Below are 24,705 nucleotides of genomic sequence, written 5' to 3'. Positions count from 1 at the left end.
CAGACTCGACAATAAAGGTAAGTTAAAACAAACTTTATTGATAGATGAATTTTTAACTCTAGTCATCACTGACCTAACAACCATCTAAAACCTTCGTGGAAGCTGCCGGAAAGTCCTTCAAGTTCTAGTCATCGCTGATCTAACAATCATCTAAAACACGTCCAGTAAATCAATGCTACTCATTGTAGTTCTAGTCATCACTGATCTAACAACCATCTAAAACTCTGATGGTTGGACATATGATAACTCTATTGTTCTAGTCATCACTGATCTAACAACCATCTAAAACTACTCGGTTTTTCAGTATTAACCGGTGAGCGTTCTAGTCATCACTGATCTAACAACCATCTAAAACCAACAACTCTGCGTGCAATAGCATCATGTTGTTCTAGTCATCACTAATCTAACAACCATCTAAAACAATGTTAAAACTGATTTAACAAGGTTGCCGGTTCTAGTCATCACTGATTTAACAACCATCTAAAACCCTGTCTTAAGTAGACTGGTTTTTTCAAATGTTCTAGTCATCACTGATCTAACAACCATCTAAAACTTTTCAAATTATCGTATTTAATTTTTAATTGTTCTAGTCATCACTGATCTAACAACCATCTAAAACGCGCTGAAAGTGCCAATAACATGGCTACGAGTTCTAGTCATCACTGATCTAACAACCATCTAAAACACGAAGTAGGTATGTCTCTGCAACCCAAGTGTTCTAGTCATCACTGATCTAACAACCATCTAAAACTGCGTCCACTTAGTGTTAACAACTGCTTTTGTTCTAGTCATCACTGATCTAACAACCATCTAAAACGAGAAGTTAATCTAAATGATATTCCATTAGGTTCTAGTCATCACTGATCTAACAACCATCTAAAACGAATAATGCAAGACAAAGATGCTAATGCGAGTTCTAGTCATCACTGATCTAACAACCATCTAAAACCTGACCAACATAAATAGACCGTCCCTTAATGTTCTAGTCATCACTGATCTAACAACCATCTAAAACTCGGGCTAGATTTGAAAAAACCAGTCTATTGTTCTAGTCATCACTGATCTAACAACCATCTAAAACTAAAAGATTTACGTAAGCAATACACCGATAGTTCTAGTCATCACTGATCTAACAACCATCTAAAACTTAAAGTTAGCATCAATATTCTTAAACAGTGTTCTAGTCATCACTGATCTAACAACCATCTAAAACATTTCAAGACGTTGTTGATGGCTTTAATTCGTTCTAGTCATCACTGATCTAACAACCATCTAAAACCTTCACGTTCAAAAAAGGTGATCGAATTAAGTTCTAGTCATCACTGATCTAACAACCATCTAAAACGTGTGGTCGTTCCATTAAATATTTAGTCATGTTCTAGTCATCACTGATCTAACAACCATCTAAAACTAAACTGTTGGAGTTAAGCTCACTTGCTTAGTTCTAGTCATCACTGATCTAACAACCATCTAAAACCGATATTTTATCATCAAATTTTAATGTAGTAGTTAGTACCAGTCGACTAAATCCTCGTCAATGTAATAAAATTGCGCATCCTCGGGAACAACCAAAAAATCTGTAGATGTGAATTCAATTAGAACAACCATTAACCTCATTTGTTTTGCAATTTGTGCTAATTCAGCTAATTCCCGATTATCTAAATAATTTGTTGCATTGCAAAACACGGGAACTGTTTTTAAATTACAATTTTGATGAATCTTTAGAACCGTTTCAATTATAGCATATGGATCACTCAATATATTCTCGTCTAGATGCAAATCGGCCATTTTAAGTACCTTTTTTAAATCTTCACCAAAGTTAATTGCTAGTGGTAAATCTTCAAGAAGCAGTGAATCAGATAATGCTAATTCTAAATTGCTAAAAGCACAGAATATCTTATTACGCGTGGCTTCATCTAAGTTAGTGATATAAGTACTAACAATTTTGGTTAAATATTTTTTAGTAATATCACCACTTAACAAAGGGTCTCCTACCATGTCAAAAGTTTTAGTAACTTCAACCGGATCATAATTGTCGCTCGAACAGATTAACATTTTATTTTTTCCTTGAATACCTTGAACTAAGTCGCGATACACAATTGAACTTCGAGTGGCCAATATTTTGATTCCAGAATCTGAGAAAACCCATTTCTTATGTGTTAAATACGCTAAGATCACAGGATCACCGTCCGATCAGAACTATTACGAACATCATCCACTGGCTTACCGACTAAAAAGTGCATATCATTATACTGCTTTTCCGTAACCATCAATGATTGTACTACTCCGCCATGGGGTAAAAACTTCTTAACCCTATTTTCCAGAAAAGTTGCCGTTTGCCTGGTGACACAAACCCGGGCATAAACCGAAAATTGAATCATTAAAAAGCCTTCATTAAGTAATTTTTGCCGAAACTGACGGTATTCTCTTCGTTGCTGAGCAGTTTCTGTTGGCAAATCAAACATTATCATTAAGCGCATCATTCGGTACCTCATTAGTTAATGCCATCTCCATTTCAGGTAACTCTTTCGTTTTTTCGTTTAAAAAGCACAAGCAGTCATGCACATATTTAGAAATTGCATTCGATAAGATCGTTTTTTTGTTGTTATATTTTATTTCTAAACTCAACAACTCGACTAAACCATATTTAATATCAGGCGTCAGCTGCTTAATCTTTTCATGAGCTTTTACCCAATAATCAACGAATGGACGAAAGGGCTCCATTAAATCCGACGCCAAGTTAAAGCAATTTTCTTCAGAATGATGGTGAATTCCTAGATATGAAAGATACCCATTGACGGCAATCTCACGGTTAAAACTCGCTAATAAAATCGCATAACCATAATCAAGCGCCCCGTTGACCGCGTTATTATCACGCCGGATAAAAGTCTTATCAAATAAAGTCATAAAGTATTTCCGTGCAGCAATTGCTTCCCGATTAGTGGCATCATTTAGTTCCAGCTGATCAAGCTCATCTTGGACATTTTGCCATTCCAACTGGTAATTTTTTAAAACCGCAATCTGATTAGTAATTTTGCGGTCAACTATTTTAGTCCACAACTTTTCTTTTAACTGTAAATCCCAGTTAAACTGATTGTTCAACTTAGATAAGTTTCTAGCACCAGGATAATAACCAACGGTTTCTACAACCGGCTCATCTTTTTCATCGACAAAAATCACTTTTGTCTGGTTTTCTGCCAATTTACTAATTAGCGCACTGGTGATCACGGCCTGAGTAGTCGAAACTAACAGCAAGTTAATATCTGCAATTGGTATTTGTTTAATTCCATCACGCGTTTGAACAACCATCATATTCATCGAATACGTCATCTTTGCATGTTGCGTAATGATAACTGATCTCCATCCCATATTTCCTCCTTGTATATTCTTCAAAAAATGATAAAATAATGTTATCGGGTAGCTCCCGATTGATGATAACTAATCATCACTGATCTAACAACCAGATTTAAAATCAAACAATGCATTTTTATGCAAAGTTTCAACGCGATATTTTTATCGTCCTGCCTCAGCTCTATAGCGGAGGTTTTTTTATGCACTGAAAAAGGGAACTGACAACCGTCAGCTCCCTTTTTTGGCTTTTATAATTTAGAAATTTTGATTCTTTTTTCAAATAAACCCGTTGGCGATTGGAAAACTAACATTGCATCTGGAGTAAGGGCTATACCAGATTTAAATTGCATCTGACCAAATGGTGTTTTTACTCCAATTTCTTTAAGATCACTAGCTACCATATTGTCATGTAAGCCATTCAGGATCCGGCTAATTATTTCCTTTTTCTTTGCTGGATTGAAACTAGCAAACTTCTCTCTACCGTCATGTAAACCTTGTCTAAATTTACTTATATCAAACAAAGGAAGATAACTATCAGCCTTAGCAAGTATTTCATCATAAGCCTTAATTAACAACTGGTCCTGATCTTCATCTTTAATGAAATTATCGGTAACAATCCGCATTGTTTCCCATGATAAAGTTAATTGTTTGGCATTACTTATGTAACTAGATGAATTAAGCATGAATTTACGTTCACCATCAAGGATTACCTGCTTATACAAAATGTGGCCAGCAACGATGTCAAAGTCTTTTATCCCCCGCTTCGTCTTTCCCCTCTTGTCAAACATAACTAGTGGCGTTAAAACTTGCTTTAGTGTTTCATCATAATTGCCCTGCTTTTGTGCTTTCTTCAATTTAGCCAAAGCACGCATCGGCACGCCAACAACTTTATAGATTGAATCCTTATTCTTACGAATTTTTACTATTGCCATATATGCATCAGTATTTCCTGTATAGCCTCCATAAATTTCAGGATTTAGATCTTTTCCTTTAGAAATTAAACTACGTGATTTAGCAGTATCCCGTTCAGCACGTGGAAAAATAGTCATTTTAAACATTTCCTGATCTTGCGTAGTTGTCTCGCGCGAGACCAAAAGATACTTGAAGTTATATGCCCGGCGTAATTTATCAAAGATATCAGGGTGTTTAAGGAAAACTACACGGTCACTCTTATCCTCTTTGATTTCTTCGGGTGCTTTTCTTTGATCATTATCCTTTTGTAGTAGTGGCCACAAGAACGTAAATTCTTTAGTATTATTGACAGTATCTTCCTGCAACTTTTTATCTTTGCTAAATTTTTTAAATTGACCGTAAACAAAGTATGGTCGAAGTTTCGGATAGACCTGATAAAGAAAATTACCGCAGATAATGGAGAGATACGCATCAAGTGCATGATGATAGTCATTTACTTCACGGCTCTTATAAAGATTAAGCCTCTTACGCAGAGCTGAGTTATCACCCGCGCGAACCGTAATAATTTCAGATTTAGGATAAATATTTTGCAAGATGACCGACACTAGTTTGACAATTTGACTGGTTTCAACCAATTGCCGATTAATAAAACCTGATTTTTGGTACTTATTCAAATTAGCTGGATCAAGCAGCAAGTTGTTCTTTTTGCGATTATTGATGAGTCCCGTTTTTTGCCACATAGACCACATATCTTTAATAGTCATTTTTAACTCTGGTACCCAGTTACCGCCGAACCGCTTAAGTGGTACATCGTCTGATTTTTGTGCGTTGAATTTTTTAGAAGTCAAAACACGATTGTCAAAAGAATCATCTTTAATAAAGCTCTGTGGCAAAATATGGTCAATATCATACCTTGACTCAATGTCATCAATATTGATCCTTTCACCAGTATAAGCATCCCGACCACCCTGAATGAAATAAAGGAAATATTTATCTTGTGCAAGTTTTCTACTAGTAATCGCATTCTTAAGACTATTGGTTAAATCCTTATCGACCAACTCTTTGGCAGTATCTTGGTATGCTTTTAGCAGTTTACTTCCTCTTACCTGAGACAATTTTGGATTACTTTCAGGGTTACGAGTAAATTCAATAGCAAACTGCGCGGGCGCTTTGCCACCGGCAGCCTTAACAACATCGTTGACAACCTTAACTACCTGCCTAATGGCTTTCTTATTGGCTGGCGAAGTATACGCATCGGCCAAAATATCTTCAACACCTGTTTTCTTAACGATAACCTGATTTTCTTGTTCAATCGCATCTTTAAAGTCCGGCTCCGTAACAATCTGCATAAAGTTTTTTTGACTATCCCATAATTGAGCCATGATATTCTGGCCGTTTTGATCATGTAAGCCTACTAGCAATTTGCGAGATAATCTGCCCCAGCCTTGCAAGCGCCAATTAGCAATCGCCTTAAATTGGTCATTTGTTAACCAATTAATTTCACGCAATTTTTCTTGATAAATTTTCTTATCTTCAAAAATAGTGGACCACTCGATTATTTTTTCAAAGTCCTTTTCATAATTAGCATCATCAAGTTCTTTATCAAAGACCTTTAAGTTTTTGAGATGGTAATAACTAGACAAGCTAGAATTAAACTTAGTCGGATCGGCTAATCCTTTAATATCATTCGAGCCATAGTTAGTTTGCACCCAAGTAGCGAATTTCTTAGCTGTAACTGTTTTATTCTTTTCAAAAAGTTCCTCGTAAGCTTTCTGCTTCTTGGTTGGACTGAGACGCTTACCATTAATTTTGATATTATTCAGCTCATTCAAAACAGTAAACTTCTGATAGAGTAAACTATTCGCCGGTATAACATCTTCACCAAGAAGGTAAGTATCTTTAAGTGTCATGCGTTTAATAAATTTATTGGCAGATTTTTCTCGATCAACCTTTTCTTCAAAATTCCAAGGCGTAATCTTACCTGCTTCTTTACGCACCATCCAGGCAAAGCTCTTACCTGAAGTTTGCTCCTGCTTATTCGCTGTAATCATTGGACCGACATAATACGGTACTCTAAATCTAACTAACTCATCAAGCTTATACGGGGCCTGTTTTAGGTGCTGCTCCACCGGATTTTTCTCTGCCAAGAATGGATAATATTTACTTTGTTTAGCAATAATTCGGTCAAGCTCTATTTGGTGCAGCTGAAATGGAATGACACCGTTACTATTTGTGCGCTGCTTTGGCATGAAATTATCAAGCTCAATTTCATGTAAAATTTGTTTAGCTGCATCTGAGTCATCGACATTATTTTGAATTATTTTATAAAAATCATCTTTAGCTAAAGCGCCCTTAACTTTTAATTCTTTTTTAGCTTCAAGCAATTTACCATGCCGGTTATTAACGTATAAATCGTAAGCTAGGCCCAACATCTTGGCTTTTTTCTTATCCGCTTGACTATTAATTGCTTTCTTGAGCAATTGATAATCTTGCGCATGTTTATTATATTTATTTACCATTGACTCAGACAAAGTCTTGCCTTCATCAACAATATTGCTAAGGGTAATTGCACTGAATAATTTTCTAATCTCAGCAATAATTGTTTGTTCTGGCTCTTCTAGTTCTGGAAGCATCGCTTCAAGTTTATCATCCGCATCTGCATCGGTTAGTTTAAGTTCCCAAGCAGCTTTATCGCTTTTATCAATTTCTTTATCTAAAATCGTTTCAAATTGCGTCTTATAACCCATGATGGCATTGGCAATTTGCTTAGCAACATTTTTATCAAGTTTACTAGTCGATGTTGTCAAAAGTTTGGCTATTTTCTTAACCTTATCGACCTTGTAAATCGTTCGGTCTACGTCTTTTCCCTTGATAACAGCTTCAATTTTAGCTGCATTAGCTGTTTCAAATTTTAAACCGGTTTCCTGGTCTTCCGCCAAATCGGCAAAAGCGTTATTGATATTTTCAAGTACCGGCTCTACTTCAATTTTAGAAGCATTAAAATCGTTAACTGACGTATCTTGTAAAAAGTTGCCCCGATACTTAACAATATGATGCATCGCCAAAAAGATTTCACGCAAATCGAACTTTTTGTCCTCTGTCATTAAGGCCTGCCGCAGATGATAAATTGTCGGGTAATCCTTGTAAAAGGCAGCATCTTCTTTGGCAGTCGGAAAAACAATGGCCTCGTACTTTTGATGTTTTTTATCTAATGGCGATACCCAAGATTGATGCAAACGGACAAAAAAGCCCGGATCAACTTCAGCCATTGGCTCCGCAAAGATTTCTTCTAACAAACCTAGTCGCCATTTGCGTCTTTTAAGGCGACGACGTGTAGTCCGAAAGCCGCGCCGGTCGGCTGCAGAATGCCCTTCTTCAAATAAATGTGAGCCCATTGCCGTCTTACCGCGTAACTTCAAAAGAGTATTTTTCTTATCCGTGACCGCCCAGCCACAGGAATTGGTCCCGATATCGAGTCCTAAAATATAGTCATCCTTAATTTTATTCATATGAGTCTCCTGTAATCACTTTCATTACTATAAGAATACCGCAATTAATTTTCATATGCACCTTATTTTTAAATTCAAACAAAAATGGCAACTATATAGTCACCATTTCCCCAGAATGCTACTTAATCTTGTGATTTTTCCTTAATTGTTGCGGCAGAAGCCTCTAGCAGCTTTTCTTCTTCCTCGGTTAATGATAATTCAACTTGCTGAATTATTCCATCGCGACCAACGATTGCTGGATATGATAAATAAGTGCCGTACTTTTCCTGGTAATTAGAAACTGGCATCTCAGTGTGGGCGTCACTTTCAATTGTTTCAACCAAGCGAGTTACAGCCGCTGAAATACCATAGTTAGTATATTGCTTGCCCTTGTAGACAGTTTGACCACCAAATTTAATTTCATCATTTAAGTCTTCCAATTTCCACGATTGTTCTTTAGCCAGCTCCGTAATTGGTTTTTCCAAGACCTTAACTGTCGACCAAGCCGTAAATTGTGAATTACCGTGTTCCCCTAGGTTAAAGCCTTCAACTGAGCGGGGATCAACGTGCAAGCGGGAGCCCACTGCTCGTTTCATCCGTGCAGTGTCGAGCAAGGTACCAGTACCAATGACGTGCTTTTTCGGTAAGCCCGTCAATTCTTGGTACATGCTAGTAATCGCATCAACTGGATTAGTGATTGCAACTAGAATACCGTTAAAGCCACTTTCCTTAATTGCGGAAGCAATCGCACCAATTCTTTCTTTATTAAATTTCAATTCCGCAAACCGCTCGCCGCCAGCTTCTAACGCAATATTACCAAAAGCACTAATTATAATATCCGCATCTTTTAAGGCGGAGTAATCATTGATGACAATATTAACGTGGTGCTTTAAGTTAGCCATGGCATCTTGAAAATCTAGTTCATCAGCGGTTACTTTTGCCTTATTTTCATCAATTAAAACCAAATCATCAACTAATCCCGAAATAATTAACTGTTGTGCCACAGTACTCCCAACATGGCCGTCACCGATGATCCCAATCTTATTACTCATAACTTTTCCCTCCTAATTAGACTTTAAGTCTTTCTCATAAATAAAAATTGTATCTTTTATTATATTACGTTTTTATCCTAAAATAAATTTAACTTTAAAAAAATATTAGTATTTTTAAGAGATGTTTTCAGTAAAAATTAAATTTCACTGTAACGCGCACTTTCCCGCCAGTTTGTCTTATACTAAAAAGCAGGAGGTATAATATGAGACAAATTAAAATTGGCAATACCAACTTCACAGCTTCTGCAATTGCTTTTGGCATTATGCGGATGAATCAATTAAAAGTAGCTGATGCAGTAACAGCCCTTGAAACGGCACATGACTGCGGTATCAACTATATCGACTCTTCTGATATTTATGGACACGGCAAGTCCGAGGAAATTTTTGGTGAAGCTTTGGCACAGTCTTCACTTAAGCGCGACGACTTTTATATTCAATCTAAGACGGGTATTTATGAAAACGAAGCCCTTGATTATAAAACTACGCGGTACGATTTTTCTAAAAAGCACATCATAGCTGCCGTTGACGGTATTCTTTCGAGAATGAAAATTGATTACTTGGATAGCTTACTACTTCACAGACCTGATGCTTTAATGGATCCAGCAGAAATCGCTGCTGCCTTCGATCAACTGCAACAGGAAGGCAAGGTACGGCACTTTGGTGTCTCCAACTTTAACCCAATGCAAGTTGAGTTATTGCAAGCTGGTTTAAGTCAAAAACTATTAATTAATCAATTGCAAGTAAGTGTCATGCATACTGGTCCAATTGATTTTAATATTCACACCAATATGACAGATGCACGCAGTATTGATCATGATCGCGGCATCCTTGATTACTCACGTTTGCGCCACATGACGGTGCAGGCGTGGTCACCATTCCAATATGGTCAAATTGAGGGCAACTTCATTGGTAATCCTAAATTCCCTGAAGTTAATGATGCTTTACAAAAAATTGCGGATCAAAAAGGTGTTTCCAAGAATGCCATCGCGGCGGCATGGATTTTGCGTCATCCTGCAATCGACCAAGTAATTATTGGGACAATGACGCCAGCACATATCGTTGACAGTGCCAAAGGGGCAGATATTCGACTGACCGCACAAGAATGGTACGATATCTACTTAGCAGCTGGCAATGACTTACCTTAAAAATTATCAACAAAAAAGCTTAGTGCTACAGCACTAAGCTTTTTATTTGGGTAAAATTATTAGCTTCTTTTACGGTGATAACTATTAGGTATGCCCAATTTTTTCCGGTATTTTGCAATTACCCGCCGACTCAGCTCTACTCCATGTTTTGCAAAAATGGCAACGAGCTGCTGGTCACTAAAGGGTTCAAGACTGTTTTCCGCTTTTACCAATTCTTGTAAATCATATTCAATTCGTTCTTGGGATAAATCCTGTGCCACTTGGCGCGGAAATAACATTTTCAAACTAAAAATCTTATTTTGACACTGGATATATTTGTCTTTAATTGCCCTACTAATCGTACTTGGAGCAAGATCCAACGCCTTTGCGGTTTCCTTAAGACCCAATGGTTTCAACTTTTCTCTTTGCAACGTGATTAAAAAATCATGTTGATACTCCCCCACGTATTTACCAAGCCGCAAAATGGTCTGTTGTCGTTGCTCAATTGCGTTTTTTAACTCAAGATACCTCTGTTTTTGTTCCGTAAAATATTGCCGCTCTTTTGCTTGGCCTTTCAATTCCTGAAAGGTGTGCTCATCAAACAATAACTCTGGAATTTGCGCTTGAAAAGTTTCAATAGTCAGTCGCTGATCTTCTACCTTAAAAATTAAATCTGGTAGTAAGTATTGTGTGCTAGTACCAGTTGTATACTCACTTGCTGGAGCAGGATCCAATGTTTGAATACAAGCTAAGGCATTTTCTAATTGCTTTTCAGAGAATTGCGTAAGTCTCCACTTTTGCGGATCTGCCAGCATTTCTAAGTCATCAGCTAATAAGATCTGTAACGCAACTTGGTCAAAATCATTTTTTTGTTTTGCCTGGATTAATAAACACTCATTTAAGTCTTTAGCTCCAATTCCGCACGGGTCAAGTGTCTGCAAAAATTCCTTAGCCTTTTGCAGCTCATCAATTGAAAATTCAGCTCCCTGCGCAATTTCAGCCAAGTCGGTCCGTAAATAGCCGTCATCAGCCAGATGATAGATTAAGAGCTTAACTGCCTTTTTAACTTTATTATTCCAGTCGCTTAAACGTACCTGTGCTAGCAAATGATCGAGTAAGCTCTCACTTTCACTATCCTTAAGCCATTCTAAATTATGACTTTCTTCTTGTGATTTACCCAAGGAAACAAAAGGATCACTTTCGCTTAAGTCTTTCATTGCAGCGACTAAGTCATACGTACTATAGGATAAAACAGTTAGGTTTTGCTTGAGCTTGGGCGACAAAAAAAGCCGCGTAACTAACTGCTCTTTCGGTTTTAAGACCATTTTTTGCAATCGTGTCATCGGCTTTTTCTCCTTTTTTAAGTCAAATACTTACTAACTGAATTTCCATTACATTTTTATTCATTGAAAGGTCTTCAATTACATTGGCATAATCGAGAGAACGTGGTGTTTCTATATCATATATATTAACATATGTGGTATTATTCAAAGTTTGTGTTACTTTAAAGTTCACATTGATTACAGTAATATCATGCTTTCTAAAATAGTCATTGATAAATTCTTTGGTTTCAACCTTATGCTTGTATTTAATTTCTAGTTTTTTCATTGGATGGATATTAATTAACCGTTTTGAGAAAACTAATACCAAAATGACTGTTACAGCACCTGCAACACCTATCGCGTAATCTCCCATACCTAAAGCTAATCCTAAACCTGCAACTGCCCATAAACTAGCAGCCGTTGTTAAACCCATAATTGTTCGATGTTGAACTAAAATTGTTCCTGCACCTAAAAAGCCAATCCCAGAAACTACTTGTGCAATTAACCTAGCTTCATCAGCACGTACAACCCCTGCAAACTTGGGCTCTGTTAAAGCGATTTGTAATGCATCATAGCCGATTTTCTTTTGAATCAAAGCAATAATACAAGCACCAACACAAACTAAAACATGTGTTTTAATTCCTGCCGGTCTGTTTTTATGCTCTCGATCAAAGCCAATAACACTAGCAACTATGACTGACAGCACCAATCTGACAATAATTTCTGGTAGTGTTACGGCTATATTCAAGTTAAACCACTCCTACTAAACCTAAAACAATTGCTAAAATTAAAACACCAAGTAATATCCAGTTAACATTAACTTTTTTAGATAGTAACCAATAGCATCCTAAAGTAACTAATAAAGGAACTAATCCTTTCCATAATTGATCAAGATAAGTTTGAATTAAGATTGGCTTACCACCAGTGATTGGAATACTTAATTTTGATTTAAATTGGACCATCGTAGCTGTCATGCACCCGATCATCATTAAGCCTAAAGTAGAAGCGGCTTTATTGAGAAGCTTCATACTTCCACTTTCGTACATATCTTGAATAAAAGTATCACCCAAGGTAAATCCCATATAAGTTAAATAGTACCTAGCTAAAATCGATGGTACATTATAAATAATTAGAAATAATAGTGGCCCTAAGATTGATCCTTGACTAGCTAAACTAATACCAACTCCGGCAGCAATTACTCTTAAAACACCCCAAAAGATTGAATCTCCAATTCCAGACAAAGGTCCCATCAATGAAGTCTTAATAGCAACCGTTGTTTCGGGATCAAAATTAGGATCTTGGGCAGTTTTCTTTTCCATTGAAGCTACAAGTCCCATAACAAATGTACCGACATTTTGTGTAATGTTGTACCAAGTGGTATGACGCATCATAGCCTTACGATGGCCCTCTTTATCATTTTTATAATATTCATCAAGAGCTGGCATAATAGAATACATAAAACCAGGTGCATGAGCTTTAGTTGCTCCTACTCGACTCGCAAACACCGTAAAAGACCGCCAAAAAATACGGTTAATTATTTTTTTATCTGTAGGTGAAACATTTTTAGTTAATTTCATGAGAAAAAGTCCTCCTCTTCTTGCTCTTCTGTCGAGGCTGAAACGTTACTTTCTACTTGAGTGTTTTGATTATTAGCAGCCATCGTCTTTTGTTTATTCTCAAGCTCCATAACTTGCTTATCTCTCATCCATTGTAAAGCTACGATAATAATTCCAATTGCAGCTACAGCTACAGAAGGCAAGTTCATATAAGCAGCCAAAATAAATCCCAAGAAATAATATGGAGACAATTGCTTACTCCAAAGCATTCTCATCAAAATTGCAAATCCTACTGCTGGTAAAAGTCCACCAGTTGCAGCCAGACCAGCCATTAAGTTCGCAGGAATTTGGGCTACTAAGTGTTGTACTGGACGTGCTCCAGCCAAAACGGCAAAGAATGTTACCAATGAAAATACAAAATAATTTAAAAACCACATACCAAAATGAAGATGGGTTAATCCTTTAGCATTATCATCACTAGCAACTTTATCAACCATTGGCGCAAAAATGTTCATAACTACATTTTTCATAAACATTAAAATAAATGCAGCAAAGACACCGATTGGCACAGCTAATGCTAGAGCTGCTTTAGTATTTACGCCTAAGGTAATCGCAAATGTAGTAGCTAATACTGTAGCTGTAACAGGTTCTGCAGACAAGGCACCGCCAATATCAACTGCTCCCATGAAAATAGCTTCTAATGATGCCCCGATTAAAATGCCTGTCCTCATATCGCCCATTATTATTCCGGCAATTGTACCAACGACCAAAGGTCGCTCAATCATAGTTTGGCCCCAGAGCCAATTACCGCCAAGGCAGACAAACACGCAAAGTGAAGCCAAAAAGGCAGTTTGTAACATAATTATCCTCCTTCAAAGTATTATTATTTATCTTTCAATAAAGTTTTAATTGGTGTTTTTGCATTGCTTGGAACAACTTGATTAAATACAGGAATGTCTATCTTTGCTAACTCTTTTAGCGCTTCTAATTCATCCTTAGAAAGCATCAAAGTTGAAGATATTTGAACTGAATCCTTTGCATCATCAGCAAATCGGCCAACATTAGCCACATTAATACCCTCAATGTTATTAACGTTTTGAGCAATTTTCAGTGCGTCTTTAACATTATTTGTTAGAGCAAAGATTCTCATATTTGCACCCTTGGGATTATTAAAAACTTTAATCGCATCATCAACCGATCTGATTAATAGTTTTTTACCGGTTGGAGTTGCCATTTTTAAAGTCATTTGTACCATTTGATTATTAGCAGCATTGTCATTAGCAACAACAATACCTGGTGTATTTAATTCTTTTGTCCAAACTAGTGCAACTTGACCGTGAATTAATCGATCATCCACTCTTAGCTGTGCAATCATTACTTTTCCTCCTTATTCAAAAAAATCTGTTTCTTGTTCTTGATTATTTTCATTGTCCTCAAATTCAAAAAGTTCTACTTGACTTTGGTTAATTAGTTCTTGTAAGTGCTTTTTAGATAATTTTTCACTATCAAGTAAGACCGCCATCACAATCGCCAAATTGGTTTGGGTAATAACATAAATGTCTTTTTCGCTAGCGACCTTTAAAATCACCTTTTGGTTTACACTTCCACCTTTTAAATCGGTAAAAATTACCGCAGGCCGTTTAGCAGTTCTTATAAAAGCTGTAATTTGATCGGTATAATCAGTATCATCAACATATGCATCAATTGTTTTAATTTTGTCACCCATACCAGTCAAAATATCAATTGAACTTTTAAGTCCGCTTGCAAAATGCCCGTGACTAGCAACTAGTATATCGGTCATTTTGTCACCTCCTTTACTTTTTTATTAGCAACAACCGTGCCAAGACTTAGAAAGGCTGCTATTTCGGGCAATAAAAAAGAAGTGTTTTAGTTTTAAACACTTCTTTTAGGCAATATTAAACACTTCTAGATGAACTGTTTAAACAATTCATACAATAGAGATATTTCATAGGTAGAAATTTTAATATTATATTTTAATTCGATTGGTTGAAAAATACTTTTAGTTATTTCAAAAAAGGCCTTCTCTTTTGCAGATTCCGGTTCAACTTCAATCTTACCGGTATTACGAACCATCAACCGCTCAATCATCAAAGCAATATGCATATAAAGATTTAATTTGACCTTACCATCTAACTTAAGATTATAAAAATCCTCGTACTTTTTATTAATCGTCTCAACTTCACCCAAAACCACGTCTGGATTTAAAAAGCTCAGCCGCTCAGAAATTCCTTCTTTAGAAAAGAAACGCAACAACTCATTATTGAATTGGTCAAGTTCCTGTTGATTTAAATATGGCGATAACCAATGCTTCAACTTATTTTCACCACTTGAATCCAAAATATCATAAAGGTTCATATGGTTAAATTTAACTTTTTCAGTAATGTCAATCGTTGTTAAAACAAATAGGGTCTGCTTAAAGTACGCCCACTTTTGATTTTCAATTTTTTCTTTTAAATCATTGTAGCCCAGCGGAATTACTTTGATATTGACCGGTAAATATTTTCGCAAAAGGTCACTGATTTTTTCAGCTATTCCTAACCCCGAAATACAGGAAACCAAAATATTAACCGACTGCGAGAACCCTTCATAGTATTTAACCCCAATCTGGTAGTCTTGCTCGGCCTTTTCGGCTATTTGCTTAAACGGCAAATTCTGTTTCATTTTTAAGCCTAAATCTAGTGCCGTTAAAGTCGTCAGATTATTGACTACCAATAAATCACCATCTAGTTGAGAACTAATCTGAGAATAGAGCTGGCTCAATGACCCCATATCGACCATTAAAATAAAGCCGTTAGTAGTGTTAAAACTGGCAATTAACTTATTAGCCTCACCGGCAATCGTTGCAATATTAGCATCAATCGGCATATCAATTGCATCAAACACATAATTACCGCAAAGCGAATTAATAACTGCCTGAATACTAGTTGCCGTATTTTCCCCATGAGCAACCATCAGTCCACGTAGCTGGATTTTTTCATCAACATGATCACTAAGTAAAATTGCAAACAGATAAGTTAGGCTGATTTTACTTTTGGGATTTAAAACTGGCAGCTCTTCATAAAATTTTTCAGCTACATGGAGCGAGCGAGGTAAATGCTCGGCAATCACTTCACCTAAACGAGGTAGATCATAACTTAAGCGGAAATGATGCTCATATAGCGCATAAATAATCGGCTCTAAGTACGCTGTTTTCGCTAAACCGTATTGCTTTTCAATTATTTTTTGAAATAAATATTCATGTTGAACATGTAAGCCTGAATTTAGCGACTGCTTATTGATAAATTGGTTAATCGCTTGAATCTGCAGTCGACACTTATTTAAATTAGCTGTCGAATAGTCCGTCAACAATTCCTTTAACGAAGAAATGATGTTGGTTAATTTGCGCGTCATACTGTAGTTGGAAGGTAAAAAGTGCTGACCATGCGGCTCGACACTAATTGCGCCATAATCCTTAAAGCGGGGCAACTGGTCAATCTGCAAATCCTTTAAGTGCAGGACGATTTCCTCTTCGCTGCTGCTGTCTTGGTAAGCAGCGGCACAAGAAACTTCAATAACATTTTTCAAATAGCCAATATTACCTGGATGCTTGAGCTGTACCAGAGCAGAGGTAACTTGCTTATCAACAATTATTTTTTTAGCAATTTTATGGGCTTCGGCATGAAATAATGAGTTAATCAATTCTAACCGCTCATCCACTGGCCGCTCAATATAATCTGGCAGATTGACCCTAACCGGAATTCGCCGTAAAAAAGTAGGCAATAAGACTTGCTCAGGATTTTCCGTAGTCGCCATTATGATGCGCACTTTTGCTTTTATCGGGTGAACGTTGTCACCCATTTTATAAAATTGGTGCGAATCAATAAAACTAAACAATTTTTCCTGATTTTCATTGCTTAATCGATGGACTTCATCCAAAAATAAGTAACCACCATCGGCCTGCTTTAGCAGACCATCTTTTTCGGTATCCGCACCGGTAAAGGCGCCGCGAACATAGCCAAATAGCATACTAGAAATTAGTTCTGGATTATTGGCATAGTTGGCACAATTTAAGACAATATAAGGAGCTTTTTGTGCAATTACGCCACTTTTTTGAGCGTAAGTATACAATTTATTGGCTAAATAGCTTTTACCAACACCTGAATTCCCAGTGATTAAAACGTTCAACCCATCAGGAGGATAGGCGGCAGCGGCTGATAATTGCTGGATTGTTTTCTCAAGTGAGCCGTGACCACCAATAATTCCACCAAAAAAATCAGAATTAGTTTCCCTGGCAGCAATTTTTTGCCACTTAACAGGCCTATCGGCTATTTTCTTTACTTTCTTCTCTTTCACAAGCTGATTAAGATAATGGCTAACAACTGATCTGGACAACTGCAAATGCCGCGCTAAATCGCTAGTATTAATTGTTTCGTTACCGGATAATTTTTCAATTTGATTTAAAACTCGTTGTTTAGCGCTACTCATCACAATTCTCCTTAGACTAATTTTTTCTTAATTATACCGAATTATAACAACGCTTTCTATATAAAAATAGTTTAAGTTCTAATTTTTGCAAAAATTAAATTTTTAGCAAGCATTGTAAATCGGCTAGTCGTCCTATTACGTAAGGAAAGTTGCCCCTTTTTATTTTTTGGTACGTATTAATTTAAAAAATAACTACTGTTAACAATTAGGTAGTTTTTACCCCCAATTAGTACCGAGTAGTAACTAAAAATTTAGTCTTGACTTGTATTTTTTAATATTTTATAATTTTCTCATCAAAGGTTGGAGGTAATTTCAATGATTAAGACTAAAAATCATCAATTACAGCAGAATAACCGTTATTACTATAGCTATTACAGGTAAAGGTTTGGATTCATCACGGTGAGTTCAAACATCAAGGTTTGAATTTATCAGTGATGGCTATAGCTTTTTAAGTATGATTAGCCACACGACTTTCTAAGTGGCTAATCTTGCATTAACAATGAATGATTAATCCCAAGGCAATCTTGTGTTACCCACTTAGAAATGAGTGGGTATTTTTTATTGGAGGAAAAAAATGCATTTACGTAAATTAATGACAGGAATCAGTCTGGCAGGATTACTTTTATTGGGAGGATGCAGCAGTAAAAAAGCTGACGATAACAAAGCTGTTAAACATGTTGGCGTATTACAAGTAGTTCAGCACCCTTCGCTTGATAAAGCCTACAAGGGCTTTAAAAAGGGGCTGAAAGAGGAAGGTTATGTTGAGGGTAAGAACCTCAAAATTGATTACCAAAATGCTCAAAACAGTCAGGATAATTTAAAGAGCATGAGCGATAAGTTAGTTAAGGAAAAATCTGATTTGATTTTAGGAATCGCTACACCCGCCGCACAAAGTGTGGCTAACGCTACGCAAGATATTCCGGTAGTTGTCACTGCCGTAACCGACCTAAAGGCAGCCAAATTGGTAAATTCCAATGCTAAGCCTGGTAGAAACGTTACCGGTACTACCGACATGGTTTCAATCAAACGCCAAATTGACCTACTGCTATCAATTGTGCCCAAAGCAAAAACAATCGGGATTATGTACAATGCCGGTGAAGCCAATTCTAAAATTCAGGCGGACATGGCAACTGCAGTTCTGAAAAAGGCCGGAGTAAAGGTGCTGATTAAAACAGCTAATACAACTAATGATGTTCAACAAGTAACTGAAACCTTAGCCTCTAAAGTGCAAGGAATTTTCGTTCCAACCGATAACACCTTTGACTCGGCAGCCTCAGTTGTCGGCAAGGTGGTCAAAGAGAAAAAAGTACCACTAGTTGCGGGTTCAACTGATCAGGTTAAGACGGGTGGCCTAGCATCAATTGGCATCGATTATGAAGCCCTTGGCGAACAAACGGGTAAAATGGCTGCTAAGATTTTGGCTGGCAAAGCAAAACCTGCTGATATGCCGGTTGAAAAAGCCCACGACATGCGTTTAGTGGTTAATAAAAAAATGGCCAATGCCCTGGGAATTGATCCTAAATCAATCAAGGCTCCCAAAAATTAAGATTAAATAATTAGCCGAGCTCAAATGCCCTTTCTAACAGGATTATTATTGAGCTTACTCACACATAGCTTTTTTATCAGCCAGGTTTTTCTTGACTTTAAAATCTTAATAATTTATAATTTTTTCATCAAGGTTGGAGGTACTTTTGATCATGAATATAAATCAAAAATCACAACTGAATAACCGTTATTACTTTAGCTACTTTAGATAGCATTTGAATTCATCTAGATGAGTTCAAATGAAACGCAAGTTTGAATTTATCTATGATGGCTAGAACGATTTGATTACGGTTAGCCACATAACTCTAAGTGGCTAATCGCAACGATTAATTTACAAAACAATGTTTGTATACCCACTTAGAAGTAAGTGGGTATTTTTTATGGAGGATTTTTAGTAGATGCATATTAGAAAATTAATTACGGGACTTGGTTTAGCAGGATTATTATTACTTGGCGGCTGTAGTAATAACAAAAAGAGTGATAGCGGCCAATCTGTCAAACATGTTGGTGTGCTGCAAGTTGTGCAGCATCCCTCCCTTGATAAAGCCTACGAAGGTTTTAAAAAAGGTTTAAAAGAAGAAGGTTATGTTGAGGGTAAAAACCTTAAAATTGATTACCAAAACGCGCAAAACAGTCAAGATAATTTAAAGAGTATGAGCGAAAAATTGGTTAACGAAAAATCAGATTTGATTCTGGGAATTGCCACACCGGCTGCCCAAAGCGTTGCTAATGCCACACAGGATATTCCAACTGTCGTAACTGCAGTAACCGACTTAAAAGCAGCTAAGCTCGTTAATTCAGACGCAAAACCCGGCAGAAATGTTACTGGAACCACTGATATGGTATCAATTGATAAACAAATTAAGCTGTTATTATCAATTGTGCCCAAGGCTAAAACAATCGGCGTCATGTATAATGCCGGCGAGGCCAATTCTAAAATCCAAGCAGATTTAGCAATTAAAGCACTCAAAAAAGCCGGTGTGAAAGTGTTAGTTAAGACGGCCAACACTACAAATGATGTTCAGCAGGTAACAGAAACTTTGGCGGGCAAGGTTCAGGGAATTTACGTTCCAACTGATAATACCTTTGCCTCAGCTTCCTCGATTATTGGTAAAGTTGTTAAGGAAAAGAAGATTCCGCTAGTAGCAGGTTCAACTGATCAAGTAAAAACCGGTGGTTTAGCCTCAATTGGAATTGACTACGAAGCACTTGGTGAACAAACTGGTAAAATGGCCGCTAAAATTTTAGCGGGTAAAGCTAAGCCAGCAAACATGCCAGTTGAAAAAGCAAATGAATTAAAACTAGTTGTTAACCACAAGATGGCCAAGGCTTTAGGAATTGATCCTAAAACCATTAAGTCACCAAAATAAGTTTAGAAAGGCAGCGTGAACGCAAAACAATGTTAAATACTTTTTGGGAATTATTTCTTTCTGCAACTTCACAAGGATTACTCTGGTCACTAATGGCCATTGGGGTTTACTTAACTTTTCGTATTTTAGATTTAGCTGATATGACTGCTGAAGGAAGCTTCCCCTTAGGTGGTGCAATTGCCACAATGTGCCTTGTTAAAGGAGTTAATCCGATTTTAGCAACACTGGCAGCTTTTGGAGGCGGCATGATTGCTGGCCTGGTAACAGGATTTTTAAATACTAAATTACGCATTCCATCATTACTGGCTGGAATTATCACAATGACTGGCCTATACTCCATTACTTCTCGGGTAATGCAAAATGCTGCTAATGTTTCACTATTAGGTAAAGAGACCATTTTTACTATTGCCCAAAACTGGGGCTTAACGAGGAATAATGCTGTTATCGTGATGGGGCTAATTATTGCTTTAGTCGTTATCGGCTTATTGGTAGTATTCTTCCGCACAGAAATCGGCTTAGCGATGCGTGCGACTGGCGATAATCCAGAAATGAGTGCTGCTAATGGAATTAAAACTCAAGGAATGAAAATTCTAGGCTACATGATTTCTAATGCTTGTATTGCCCTTTCAGGAGCACTGCTCGCCCAGAATAACGGCTTTGCAGATTTAAACTCCGGGGTCGGAACCCTAGTTATCGGTTTAGCCTCAATTATTATTGCTGAAGTCATTGTACGGAATTTACCAATCTGGGGTCGTTTGCTGACTTTAGTTCTCGGTGCAATTATTTACCGGTTGATTTTAGCACTAGTTTTCCAAATGAATGTCGAACCATCGGATGCTAAATTAGCTTCGGCTTTGGTCTTAGTTGTTTGTCTAACCCTGCCTAACTTTCACCTACCACGTAATCTAAAAGGAGGAAACAAGAATGCCAGAAGTACTAAAGATTAAAAACTTACACCAAACTTTTGAACGTGGGACTGTTAACGAAAACCGCGTACTACAAGGGATCGATCTCAGCTTAGATGCCGGTGACTTTGTAACAATTATTGGAAGTAACGGTGCCGGAAAATCCACATTATTAAATAGTATTGCTGGCACGATCCCGATCCAAGAAGGACAAATTATCCTGAACGGTAATGACATTACCAAATTACCTGTAACCAAGCGAGCTAAAAATATTAGCCGGGTCTTTCAGGATCCTAAGATGGGAACGGCGGTCAGACTGACGGTTGAAGAAAACTTGGCCTTAGCAATGAAACGGGGCCAACATCGCGGTTTCTTACCAGGAGTTAAAAAACAGGACCGCAAGTTTTTTAAAGAACAATTAGCCCAGCTGAATTTAAACTTGGAAAACCGGTTGGAAACTGAAATTGGCCTGCTTTCTGGTGGTCAAAGGCAAGCAATTACCCTGCTTATGGCAACCTTGCAGCGGCCTGACTTAATTTTATTAGATGAGCACACCGCGGCTCTTGACCCTAAAACTTCAATTACGGTGATGGAACTCACACAAAAATTAATTAGTGAGCAGCACTTAACGGCATTCATGGTAACCCATAACATGGAGGACGCGATTCACTATGGTAATCGTCTCATCATGCTTCACCAAGGACGGGTTGCTATTAACTTGGCTGGTGAAGAAAAGCAAAACCTAACCGTACCAAAATTAATGGAACTATTCCAAAAACAAGTTGGTAGTGAAGTTGGCGATGATGCGATGCTATTAGCCTAAATACTAACTAAAAAACAATCTGAACTATATTCAGATTGTTTTTTTGTTTAATTTAGCTTTTAGTCCGTTTGAGATTTCATTTTTCTAGGCAATGATGGTGAGCGTCAATTACTTCAACAATTTCGGCAACCGGAGCAGCACAATCAGTTTTTAGCCATTCACCAATCACAGCAACAATCCCATTGCGGAAAAAAGTTTGATCAAAATAGTTCTTCTGCTGTTTTTGATCAGTAAATCTTTCAGCTAAACCCATTTGTAAATTGAGTTTAAAAAACATCCGGTAAAGATCCTGGTGATCCTTAATATGCTGCAGCAATATGGTAAAGGACGGCTCGCTGATATCATCCTGTAATCGTTGATATTCATCAACCAAATATTCACGAAGCTTGTCTGTCAAATCATAAATATCAATGTAATTATCATAAAAAGATGATCGGTTAATTTGAGCTTTTTGGCAAATCGTTGTTACTCGTAAATCCTGTAATTCATGATCTTTTAGCAGATCGATGACAGCTGCCTGAATTTTTTGCCGAGAGACAGCGCGGCTTCGCTTATTATTCATAAAAACAATTATGCCACAAAAAATGTGTTTCGGTTAATTCTTTTTAAACTTGCATAAACTAATTATTACTTGAATAAGAGCTAATCCTGTCATTACTGCAAACGTGAACTGAATTCCGGCATAATTTGCCGTCACATGTGGGTTATTAAAGTGGGTTGCACTTGTCATTATCTCCATTAAGATAGCTGTTCCTAATGCACCGCTTAGCGTTCTTAAAGCCGTTAAAAGCGCGGTCCCATGGGCTACTTCTTCTTGTGGTAGATTCTGCATCCCCCACGTGACAATTGGCATCATCAGACAGCCAACTCCCAATAACCGAAGCAGATACAGTCCGCCTAATAAAAGCAGCTGACTTGAAGAATTAATTAAAGTTACACCCCAGCAGCTAATCAGTAACATTAAGCTGCCACCAATTGCTAATTTATTGATGCCAAAACGATCATAAAATTTTCCTGTTAGCGGGTTAATTAACGCCATTGCCAACGAGCCTGGCAACATTATTAGGGCGGAAATCACTGCTGATTTTTTCATTACCGTTTGAATTAAAATCGGATAAATGGTTGAGCTGCCCATCATTACTGCATAAAGCAGCATACTAATGATGACAGCTAGGCGAAATTTAGGCTTTTGCAAAATCCGTAAGTTAAGAAAAGGTTCACTGCTATTCAATTGTTTTTTACTAAAAATAGCTAATAAAATAGCCCCGATAATTAGTTCAAACAGGCTAACCATGAAGTTTGTTGCCAGACTGCTCAGACCAAGTAGAATACCGGTTACCCCGCCCGTACAAAGCAATAAAGAAATGTAGTCTAATGGGATCTTCTCAGTAGGGGTAACATTCTTAACACAGCAAAATGCCAAAATAATGATGATAACAGAAATTACTCCTGCCATTAGGAAAATACTGCGCCAGCCCCAAGAATCAATCACAATTCCAGTTAAAGTTGGCGCAATTACCGGAGCAGCACCAGAGGCGAGTCCCAAGATACCCATCACAGTACCCTGCTTTTCTAGCGGATATAGCGTCATAATGACGACTTGCGTTAACGGCAAAATAATTCCGCTTCCTAAAGCTTGAAAAATTCGTCCCAGCAGCAAAATATTAAAGTTTTGTCCCCACCAACTGATTAATGTCCCCAGCGTAAACAGAATCATTGCTGCTAAAAAGACCTGCCTGGTTGTAAAGCGTTTAATTAGATAGGCCGTCATCGGTACCATAATCGCCATTGTTAAGCTAAACGCACTTGTCAGCCATTGGGCGGTCGCTGCCGATAGTGTTAATTCGCGCATTATTTGTGGTAATGCTGTCGTCAAGGATGTCTGTAATAGCGATGTCACTACAGCACCCGTTAAAAGTGTTCCAAAAACTAAATTGGCTTTCTTTGTAGACATGTTTGTTCCTCTTTCAAATTTAATTGGTTTTAATTATAGCGACGGGAAAATTGCAAACAACCAACAATTTTTCTTTATTTGTCGGTTAATAGCAGTTTTAGTCAGAGGAACTAATCGCAGAGAATTAGCAAACATCGTCTTTTTTAGCATTTCTTTTTATTTTACACATTTATTAGCCAAACGCATTCTTAATCTTGTCGCACAGTGAGTAATATTATTAATATTATTTTCACCACCAACTAAGGTCAAAATGGTTTTACCAAGATTCTGTGACATTAATCTGACCTCAACTTTCTACAACGGTTGATTTTCAAATTCTTCTTGACCGTTATATTCATCTGAATCCTTTAATTCAGTAAATTTATCATCATCACCATCTTCAATCGCAGCTAGTTCTTCAATTCTTCTTTGGTGCCGCCCACCAATAAATTTTGCTTCAAGCCAATTTTTTACAATCATCTTGGCCAGTTCTGAACCAACTACACGAGAGCCAAATGCCAAAACATTAGTATTGTTATGCATTCTTGACAGTTTAGCTGAATAACAGTCACTGCATACACATGCTCTAATACCTTTAACCTTGTTTGCGGCTAGTGAAATACCGACGCCGGTGCCACAAATAACTATCCCTAAATCATATTCTCCACTAGCAACTGCCTCACCAACCTTTTTGCCATAAATAGGATAGTCAGTTCGCTCAGCAGTCTTAGTACCAAAATCATGTACTTCATAACCTAAGCTTTTAACATATTCAATAATGGTTGGCTTTAATTCCAAACCAACATGATCTGAACCAAACGCAATTTTCAACTTTTTGT

At 37.3% G+C, this 24,705-nt stretch carries 21 protein-coding genes and 1 CRISPR repeat array; of the genes, 5 read left to right on the top strand and 16 right to left on the bottom strand.

What is annotated here, in order from left to right; all coding sequences use genetic code 11:
• Window positions 1-55: 55 nt before the first annotated feature.
• Window positions 56-1,477: direct repeats of the CRISPR family, unit length 36 nt; unit sequence GTTCTAGTCATCACTGATCTAACAACCATCTAAAAC.
• Between the two features lie 32 nt (window positions 1,478-1,509).
• The 5 genes from csn2 to J3U69_RS04480 all read right to left on the bottom strand — a co-directional run bounded on the left by csn2 (window position 1,510) and on the right by J3U69_RS04480 (window position 8,803).
• Window positions 1,510-2,178, bottom strand: a complete 669-nt coding sequence (gene csn2 / locus J3U69_RS04500) for a type II-A CRISPR-associated protein Csn2 (protein WP_267413182.1) — start codon at window positions 2,176-2,178, stop codon at window positions 1,510-1,512.
• Window positions 2,175-2,480, bottom strand: a complete 306-nt coding sequence (gene cas2 / locus J3U69_RS04495; protein WP_103752921.1) for a CRISPR-associated endonuclease Cas2 — start codon at window positions 2,478-2,480, stop codon at window positions 2,175-2,177. Before cas2 ends, csn2 begins: the two co-directional genes overlap by 4 nt.
• The gene (gene cas1 / locus J3U69_RS04490; protein ID WP_267413181.1) at window positions 2,458-3,369 is read right to left on the bottom strand and encodes a type II CRISPR-associated endonuclease Cas1; all 912 of its coding nucleotides are present in this window, start codon (window positions 3,367-3,369) and stop codon (window positions 2,458-2,460) included. Before cas1 ends, cas2 begins: the two co-directional genes overlap by 23 nt.
• Before the next feature lie 230 nt (window positions 3,370-3,599).
• Window positions 3,600-7,772, bottom strand: coding sequence for a type II CRISPR RNA-guided endonuclease Cas9 (gene cas9 / locus J3U69_RS04485; RefSeq protein ID WP_267413179.1), 4,173 nt, complete (start codon window positions 7,770-7,772; stop codon window positions 3,600-3,602).
• Window positions 7,773-7,894: 122 nt separating this feature from the next.
• Window positions 7,895-8,803 (bottom strand): L-lactate dehydrogenase, encoded by a 909-nt coding sequence (locus tag J3U69_RS04480; RefSeq protein WP_220220699.1) that lies wholly within the window; start codon window positions 8,801-8,803, stop codon window positions 7,895-7,897.
• A 203-nt stretch (window positions 8,804-9,006) separates the two neighbouring features.
• On the opposite strand from J3U69_RS04480, the gene J3U69_RS04475 reads away from it, so the two are divergent.
• Window positions 9,007-9,948 (top strand): aldo/keto reductase, encoded by a 942-nt coding sequence (locus tag J3U69_RS04475; protein ID WP_267392472.1) that lies wholly within the window; start codon window positions 9,007-9,009, stop codon window positions 9,946-9,948.
• Window positions 9,949-10,007: 59 nt separating this feature from the next.
• On the opposite strand, the gene rpoN is transcribed toward J3U69_RS04475, so the two are convergent.
• The 7 genes from rpoN to J3U69_RS04440 form a co-directional block, all read right to left on the bottom strand.
• Window positions 10,008-11,270, bottom strand: a complete 1,263-nt coding sequence (rpoN, locus tag J3U69_RS04470) for an RNA polymerase factor sigma-54 (RefSeq protein WP_267413176.1) — start codon at window positions 11,268-11,270, stop codon at window positions 10,008-10,010.
• Between the two features lie 22 nt (window positions 11,271-11,292).
• Window positions 11,293-11,997, bottom strand: a complete 705-nt coding sequence (locus J3U69_RS04465; RefSeq protein ID WP_220235111.1) for an MgtC/SapB family protein — start codon at window positions 11,995-11,997, stop codon at window positions 11,293-11,295.
• A 1-nt stretch (window position 11,998) separates the two neighbouring features.
• Window positions 11,999-12,826, bottom strand: a complete 828-nt coding sequence (locus J3U69_RS04460; protein WP_103752903.1) for a PTS system mannose/fructose/sorbose family transporter subunit IID — start codon at window positions 12,824-12,826, stop codon at window positions 11,999-12,001.
• Entirely contained in the window at window positions 12,823-13,665 is an 843-nt protein-coding gene (locus tag J3U69_RS04455) for a PTS mannose/fructose/sorbose/N-acetylgalactosamine transporter subunit IIC (RefSeq protein WP_103752902.1), read from the bottom strand. Before J3U69_RS04455 ends, J3U69_RS04460 begins: the two co-directional genes overlap by 4 nt.
• A gap of 23 nt (window positions 13,666-13,688) precedes the next feature.
• Window positions 13,689-14,180 (bottom strand): PTS system mannose/fructose/N-acetylgalactosamine-transporter subunit IIB, encoded by a 492-nt coding sequence (locus J3U69_RS04450; RefSeq protein WP_103752901.1) that lies wholly within the window; start codon window positions 14,178-14,180, stop codon window positions 13,689-13,691.
• Between the two features lie 12 nt (window positions 14,181-14,192).
• Window positions 14,193-14,606: a PTS sugar transporter subunit IIA gene (locus J3U69_RS04445; protein WP_103752900.1), complete on the bottom strand. Its 414-nt coding sequence runs from the start codon at window positions 14,604-14,606 to the stop codon at window positions 14,193-14,195.
• Between the two features lie 125 nt (window positions 14,607-14,731).
• The gene (locus J3U69_RS04440) at window positions 14,732-17,290 is read right to left on the bottom strand and encodes a sigma 54-interacting transcriptional regulator (RefSeq protein WP_267413174.1); all 2,559 of its coding nucleotides are present in this window, start codon (window positions 17,288-17,290) and stop codon (window positions 14,732-14,734) included.
• Between the two features lie 574 nt (window positions 17,291-17,864).
• On the opposite strand from J3U69_RS04440, the gene J3U69_RS04435 reads away from it, so the two are divergent.
• The 4 genes from J3U69_RS04435 (at window position 17,865) to J3U69_RS04420 (ending at window position 21,933) form a co-directional block, all read left to right on the top strand.
• Window positions 17,865-18,836, top strand: a complete 972-nt coding sequence (locus J3U69_RS04435; RefSeq protein WP_267413173.1) for an ABC transporter substrate-binding protein — start codon at window positions 17,865-17,867, stop codon at window positions 18,834-18,836.
• A 397-nt stretch (window positions 18,837-19,233) separates the two neighbouring features.
• Window positions 19,234-20,205 carry an ABC transporter substrate-binding protein gene (locus tag J3U69_RS04430; protein ID WP_267413172.1) on the top strand — a complete coding sequence of 324 codons (972 nt, stop codon included), beginning with the start codon at window positions 19,234-19,236 and terminating at the stop codon, window positions 20,203-20,205.
• 29 nt (window positions 20,206-20,234) lie between these two features.
• Entirely contained in the window at window positions 20,235-21,152 is a 918-nt protein-coding gene (locus tag J3U69_RS04425; protein ID WP_220220687.1) for an ABC transporter permease, read from the top strand.
• Entirely contained in the window at window positions 21,130-21,933 is an 804-nt protein-coding gene (locus J3U69_RS04420; protein WP_103752896.1) for an ABC transporter ATP-binding protein, read from the top strand. The genes J3U69_RS04425 and J3U69_RS04420 overlap by 23 nt, the downstream gene beginning before the upstream one ends.
• 76 nt (window positions 21,934-22,009) lie before the next feature.
• Here J3U69_RS04420 and J3U69_RS04415 read toward each other — a convergent pair whose 3' ends face one another.
• From J3U69_RS04415 to rpiB, 4 genes are all read right to left on the bottom strand, one after another.
• A complete protein-coding gene (locus J3U69_RS04415) occupies window positions 22,010-22,495 on the bottom strand; it encodes a TetR-like C-terminal domain-containing protein (protein WP_267413171.1) in 486 nt (161 codons plus the stop codon).
• A 33-nt stretch (window positions 22,496-22,528) separates the two neighbouring features.
• A complete protein-coding gene (locus J3U69_RS04410) occupies window positions 22,529-23,887 on the bottom strand; it encodes a DHA2 family efflux MFS transporter permease subunit (RefSeq protein WP_267413170.1) in 1,359 nt (452 codons plus the stop codon).
• 156 nt (window positions 23,888-24,043) lie between these two features.
• Window positions 24,044-24,163 (bottom strand): PTS transporter subunit EIIB, encoded by a 120-nt coding sequence (locus J3U69_RS04405; protein ID WP_267413169.1) that lies wholly within the window; start codon window positions 24,161-24,163, stop codon window positions 24,044-24,046.
• Window positions 24,164-24,181: 18 nt separating this feature from the next.
• Window positions 24,182-24,697 (bottom strand): ribose 5-phosphate isomerase B, encoded by a 516-nt coding sequence (rpiB, locus tag J3U69_RS04400; RefSeq protein ID WP_296289890.1) that lies wholly within the window; start codon window positions 24,695-24,697, stop codon window positions 24,182-24,184.
• Between the last annotated feature and the right edge of the window lie 8 nt (window positions 24,698-24,705).

This window comes from Lactobacillus sp. B4026, assembly GCF_026535825.1.
GTDB classification, from domain to species: domain Bacteria; phylum Bacillota; class Bacilli; order Lactobacillales; family Lactobacillaceae; genus Lactobacillus; species Lactobacillus panisapium.
Note: the sequence above shows the minus strand (reverse complement) of the source record. Positions and strands in the feature narration are given on the sequence as shown.

What these genes read in the sequence shown, in the direction of transcription:
- cas2 (WP_103752921.1), bottom strand. Translation starts at nt 2,480, where the DNA reads ATGCGCTTAATGATAATGTTTGATTTGCCAACAGAAACTGCTCAGCAA.
- cas1 (WP_267413181.1), bottom strand. Translation starts at nt 3,369, where the DNA reads ATGGGATGGAGATCAGTTATCATTACGCAACATGCAAAGATGACGTAT.
- cas9 (WP_267413179.1), bottom strand. Translation starts at nt 7,772, where the DNA reads ATGAATAAAATTAAGGATGACTATATTTTAGGACTCGATATCGGGACC.
- J3U69_RS04480 (WP_220220699.1), bottom strand. Translation starts at nt 8,803, where the DNA reads ATGAGTAATAAGATTGGGATCATCGGTGACGGCCATGTTGGGAGTACT.
- J3U69_RS04475 (WP_267392472.1), top strand. Translation starts at nt 9,007, where the DNA reads ATGAGACAAATTAAAATTGGCAATACCAACTTCACAGCTTCTGCAATT.
- rpoN (WP_267413176.1), bottom strand. Translation starts at nt 11,270, where the DNA reads ATGACACGATTGCAAAAAATGGTCTTAAAACCGAAAGAGCAGTTAGTT.
- J3U69_RS04460 (WP_103752903.1), bottom strand. Translation starts at nt 12,826, where the DNA reads ATGAAATTAACTAAAAATGTTTCACCTACAGATAAAAAAATAATTAAC.
- J3U69_RS04455 (WP_103752902.1), bottom strand. Translation starts at nt 13,665, where the DNA reads ATGTTACAAACTGCCTTTTTGGCTTCACTTTGCGTGTTTGTCTGCCTT.
- J3U69_RS04450 (WP_103752901.1), bottom strand. Translation starts at nt 14,180, where the DNA reads ATGATTGCACAGCTAAGAGTGGATGATCGATTAATTCACGGTCAAGTT.
- J3U69_RS04445 (WP_103752900.1), bottom strand. Translation starts at nt 14,606, where the DNA reads ATGACCGATATACTAGTTGCTAGTCACGGGCATTTTGCAAGCGGACTT.
- J3U69_RS04440 (WP_267413174.1), bottom strand. Translation starts at nt 17,290, where the DNA reads ATGAGTAGCGCTAAACAACGAGTTTTAAATCAAATTGAAAAATTATCC.
- J3U69_RS04435 (WP_267413173.1), top strand. Translation starts at nt 17,865, where the DNA reads ATGCATTTACGTAAATTAATGACAGGAATCAGTCTGGCAGGATTACTT.
- J3U69_RS04430 (WP_267413172.1), top strand. Translation starts at nt 19,234, where the DNA reads ATGCATATTAGAAAATTAATTACGGGACTTGGTTTAGCAGGATTATTA.
- J3U69_RS04425 (WP_220220687.1), top strand. Translation starts at nt 20,235, where the DNA reads ATGTTAAATACTTTTTGGGAATTATTTCTTTCTGCAACTTCACAAGGA.
- J3U69_RS04420 (WP_103752896.1), top strand. Translation starts at nt 21,130, where the DNA reads ATGCCAGAAGTACTAAAGATTAAAAACTTACACCAAACTTTTGAACGT.
- J3U69_RS04415 (WP_267413171.1), bottom strand. Translation starts at nt 22,495, where the DNA reads ATGAATAATAAGCGAAGCCGCGCTGTCTCTCGGCAAAAAATTCAGGCA.
- J3U69_RS04410 (WP_267413170.1), bottom strand. Translation starts at nt 23,887, where the DNA reads ATGTCTACAAAGAAAGCCAATTTAGTTTTTGGAACACTTTTAACGGGT.
- J3U69_RS04405 (WP_267413169.1), bottom strand. Translation starts at nt 24,163, where the DNA reads ATGTCACAGAATCTTGGTAAAACCATTTTGACCTTAGTTGGTGGTGAA.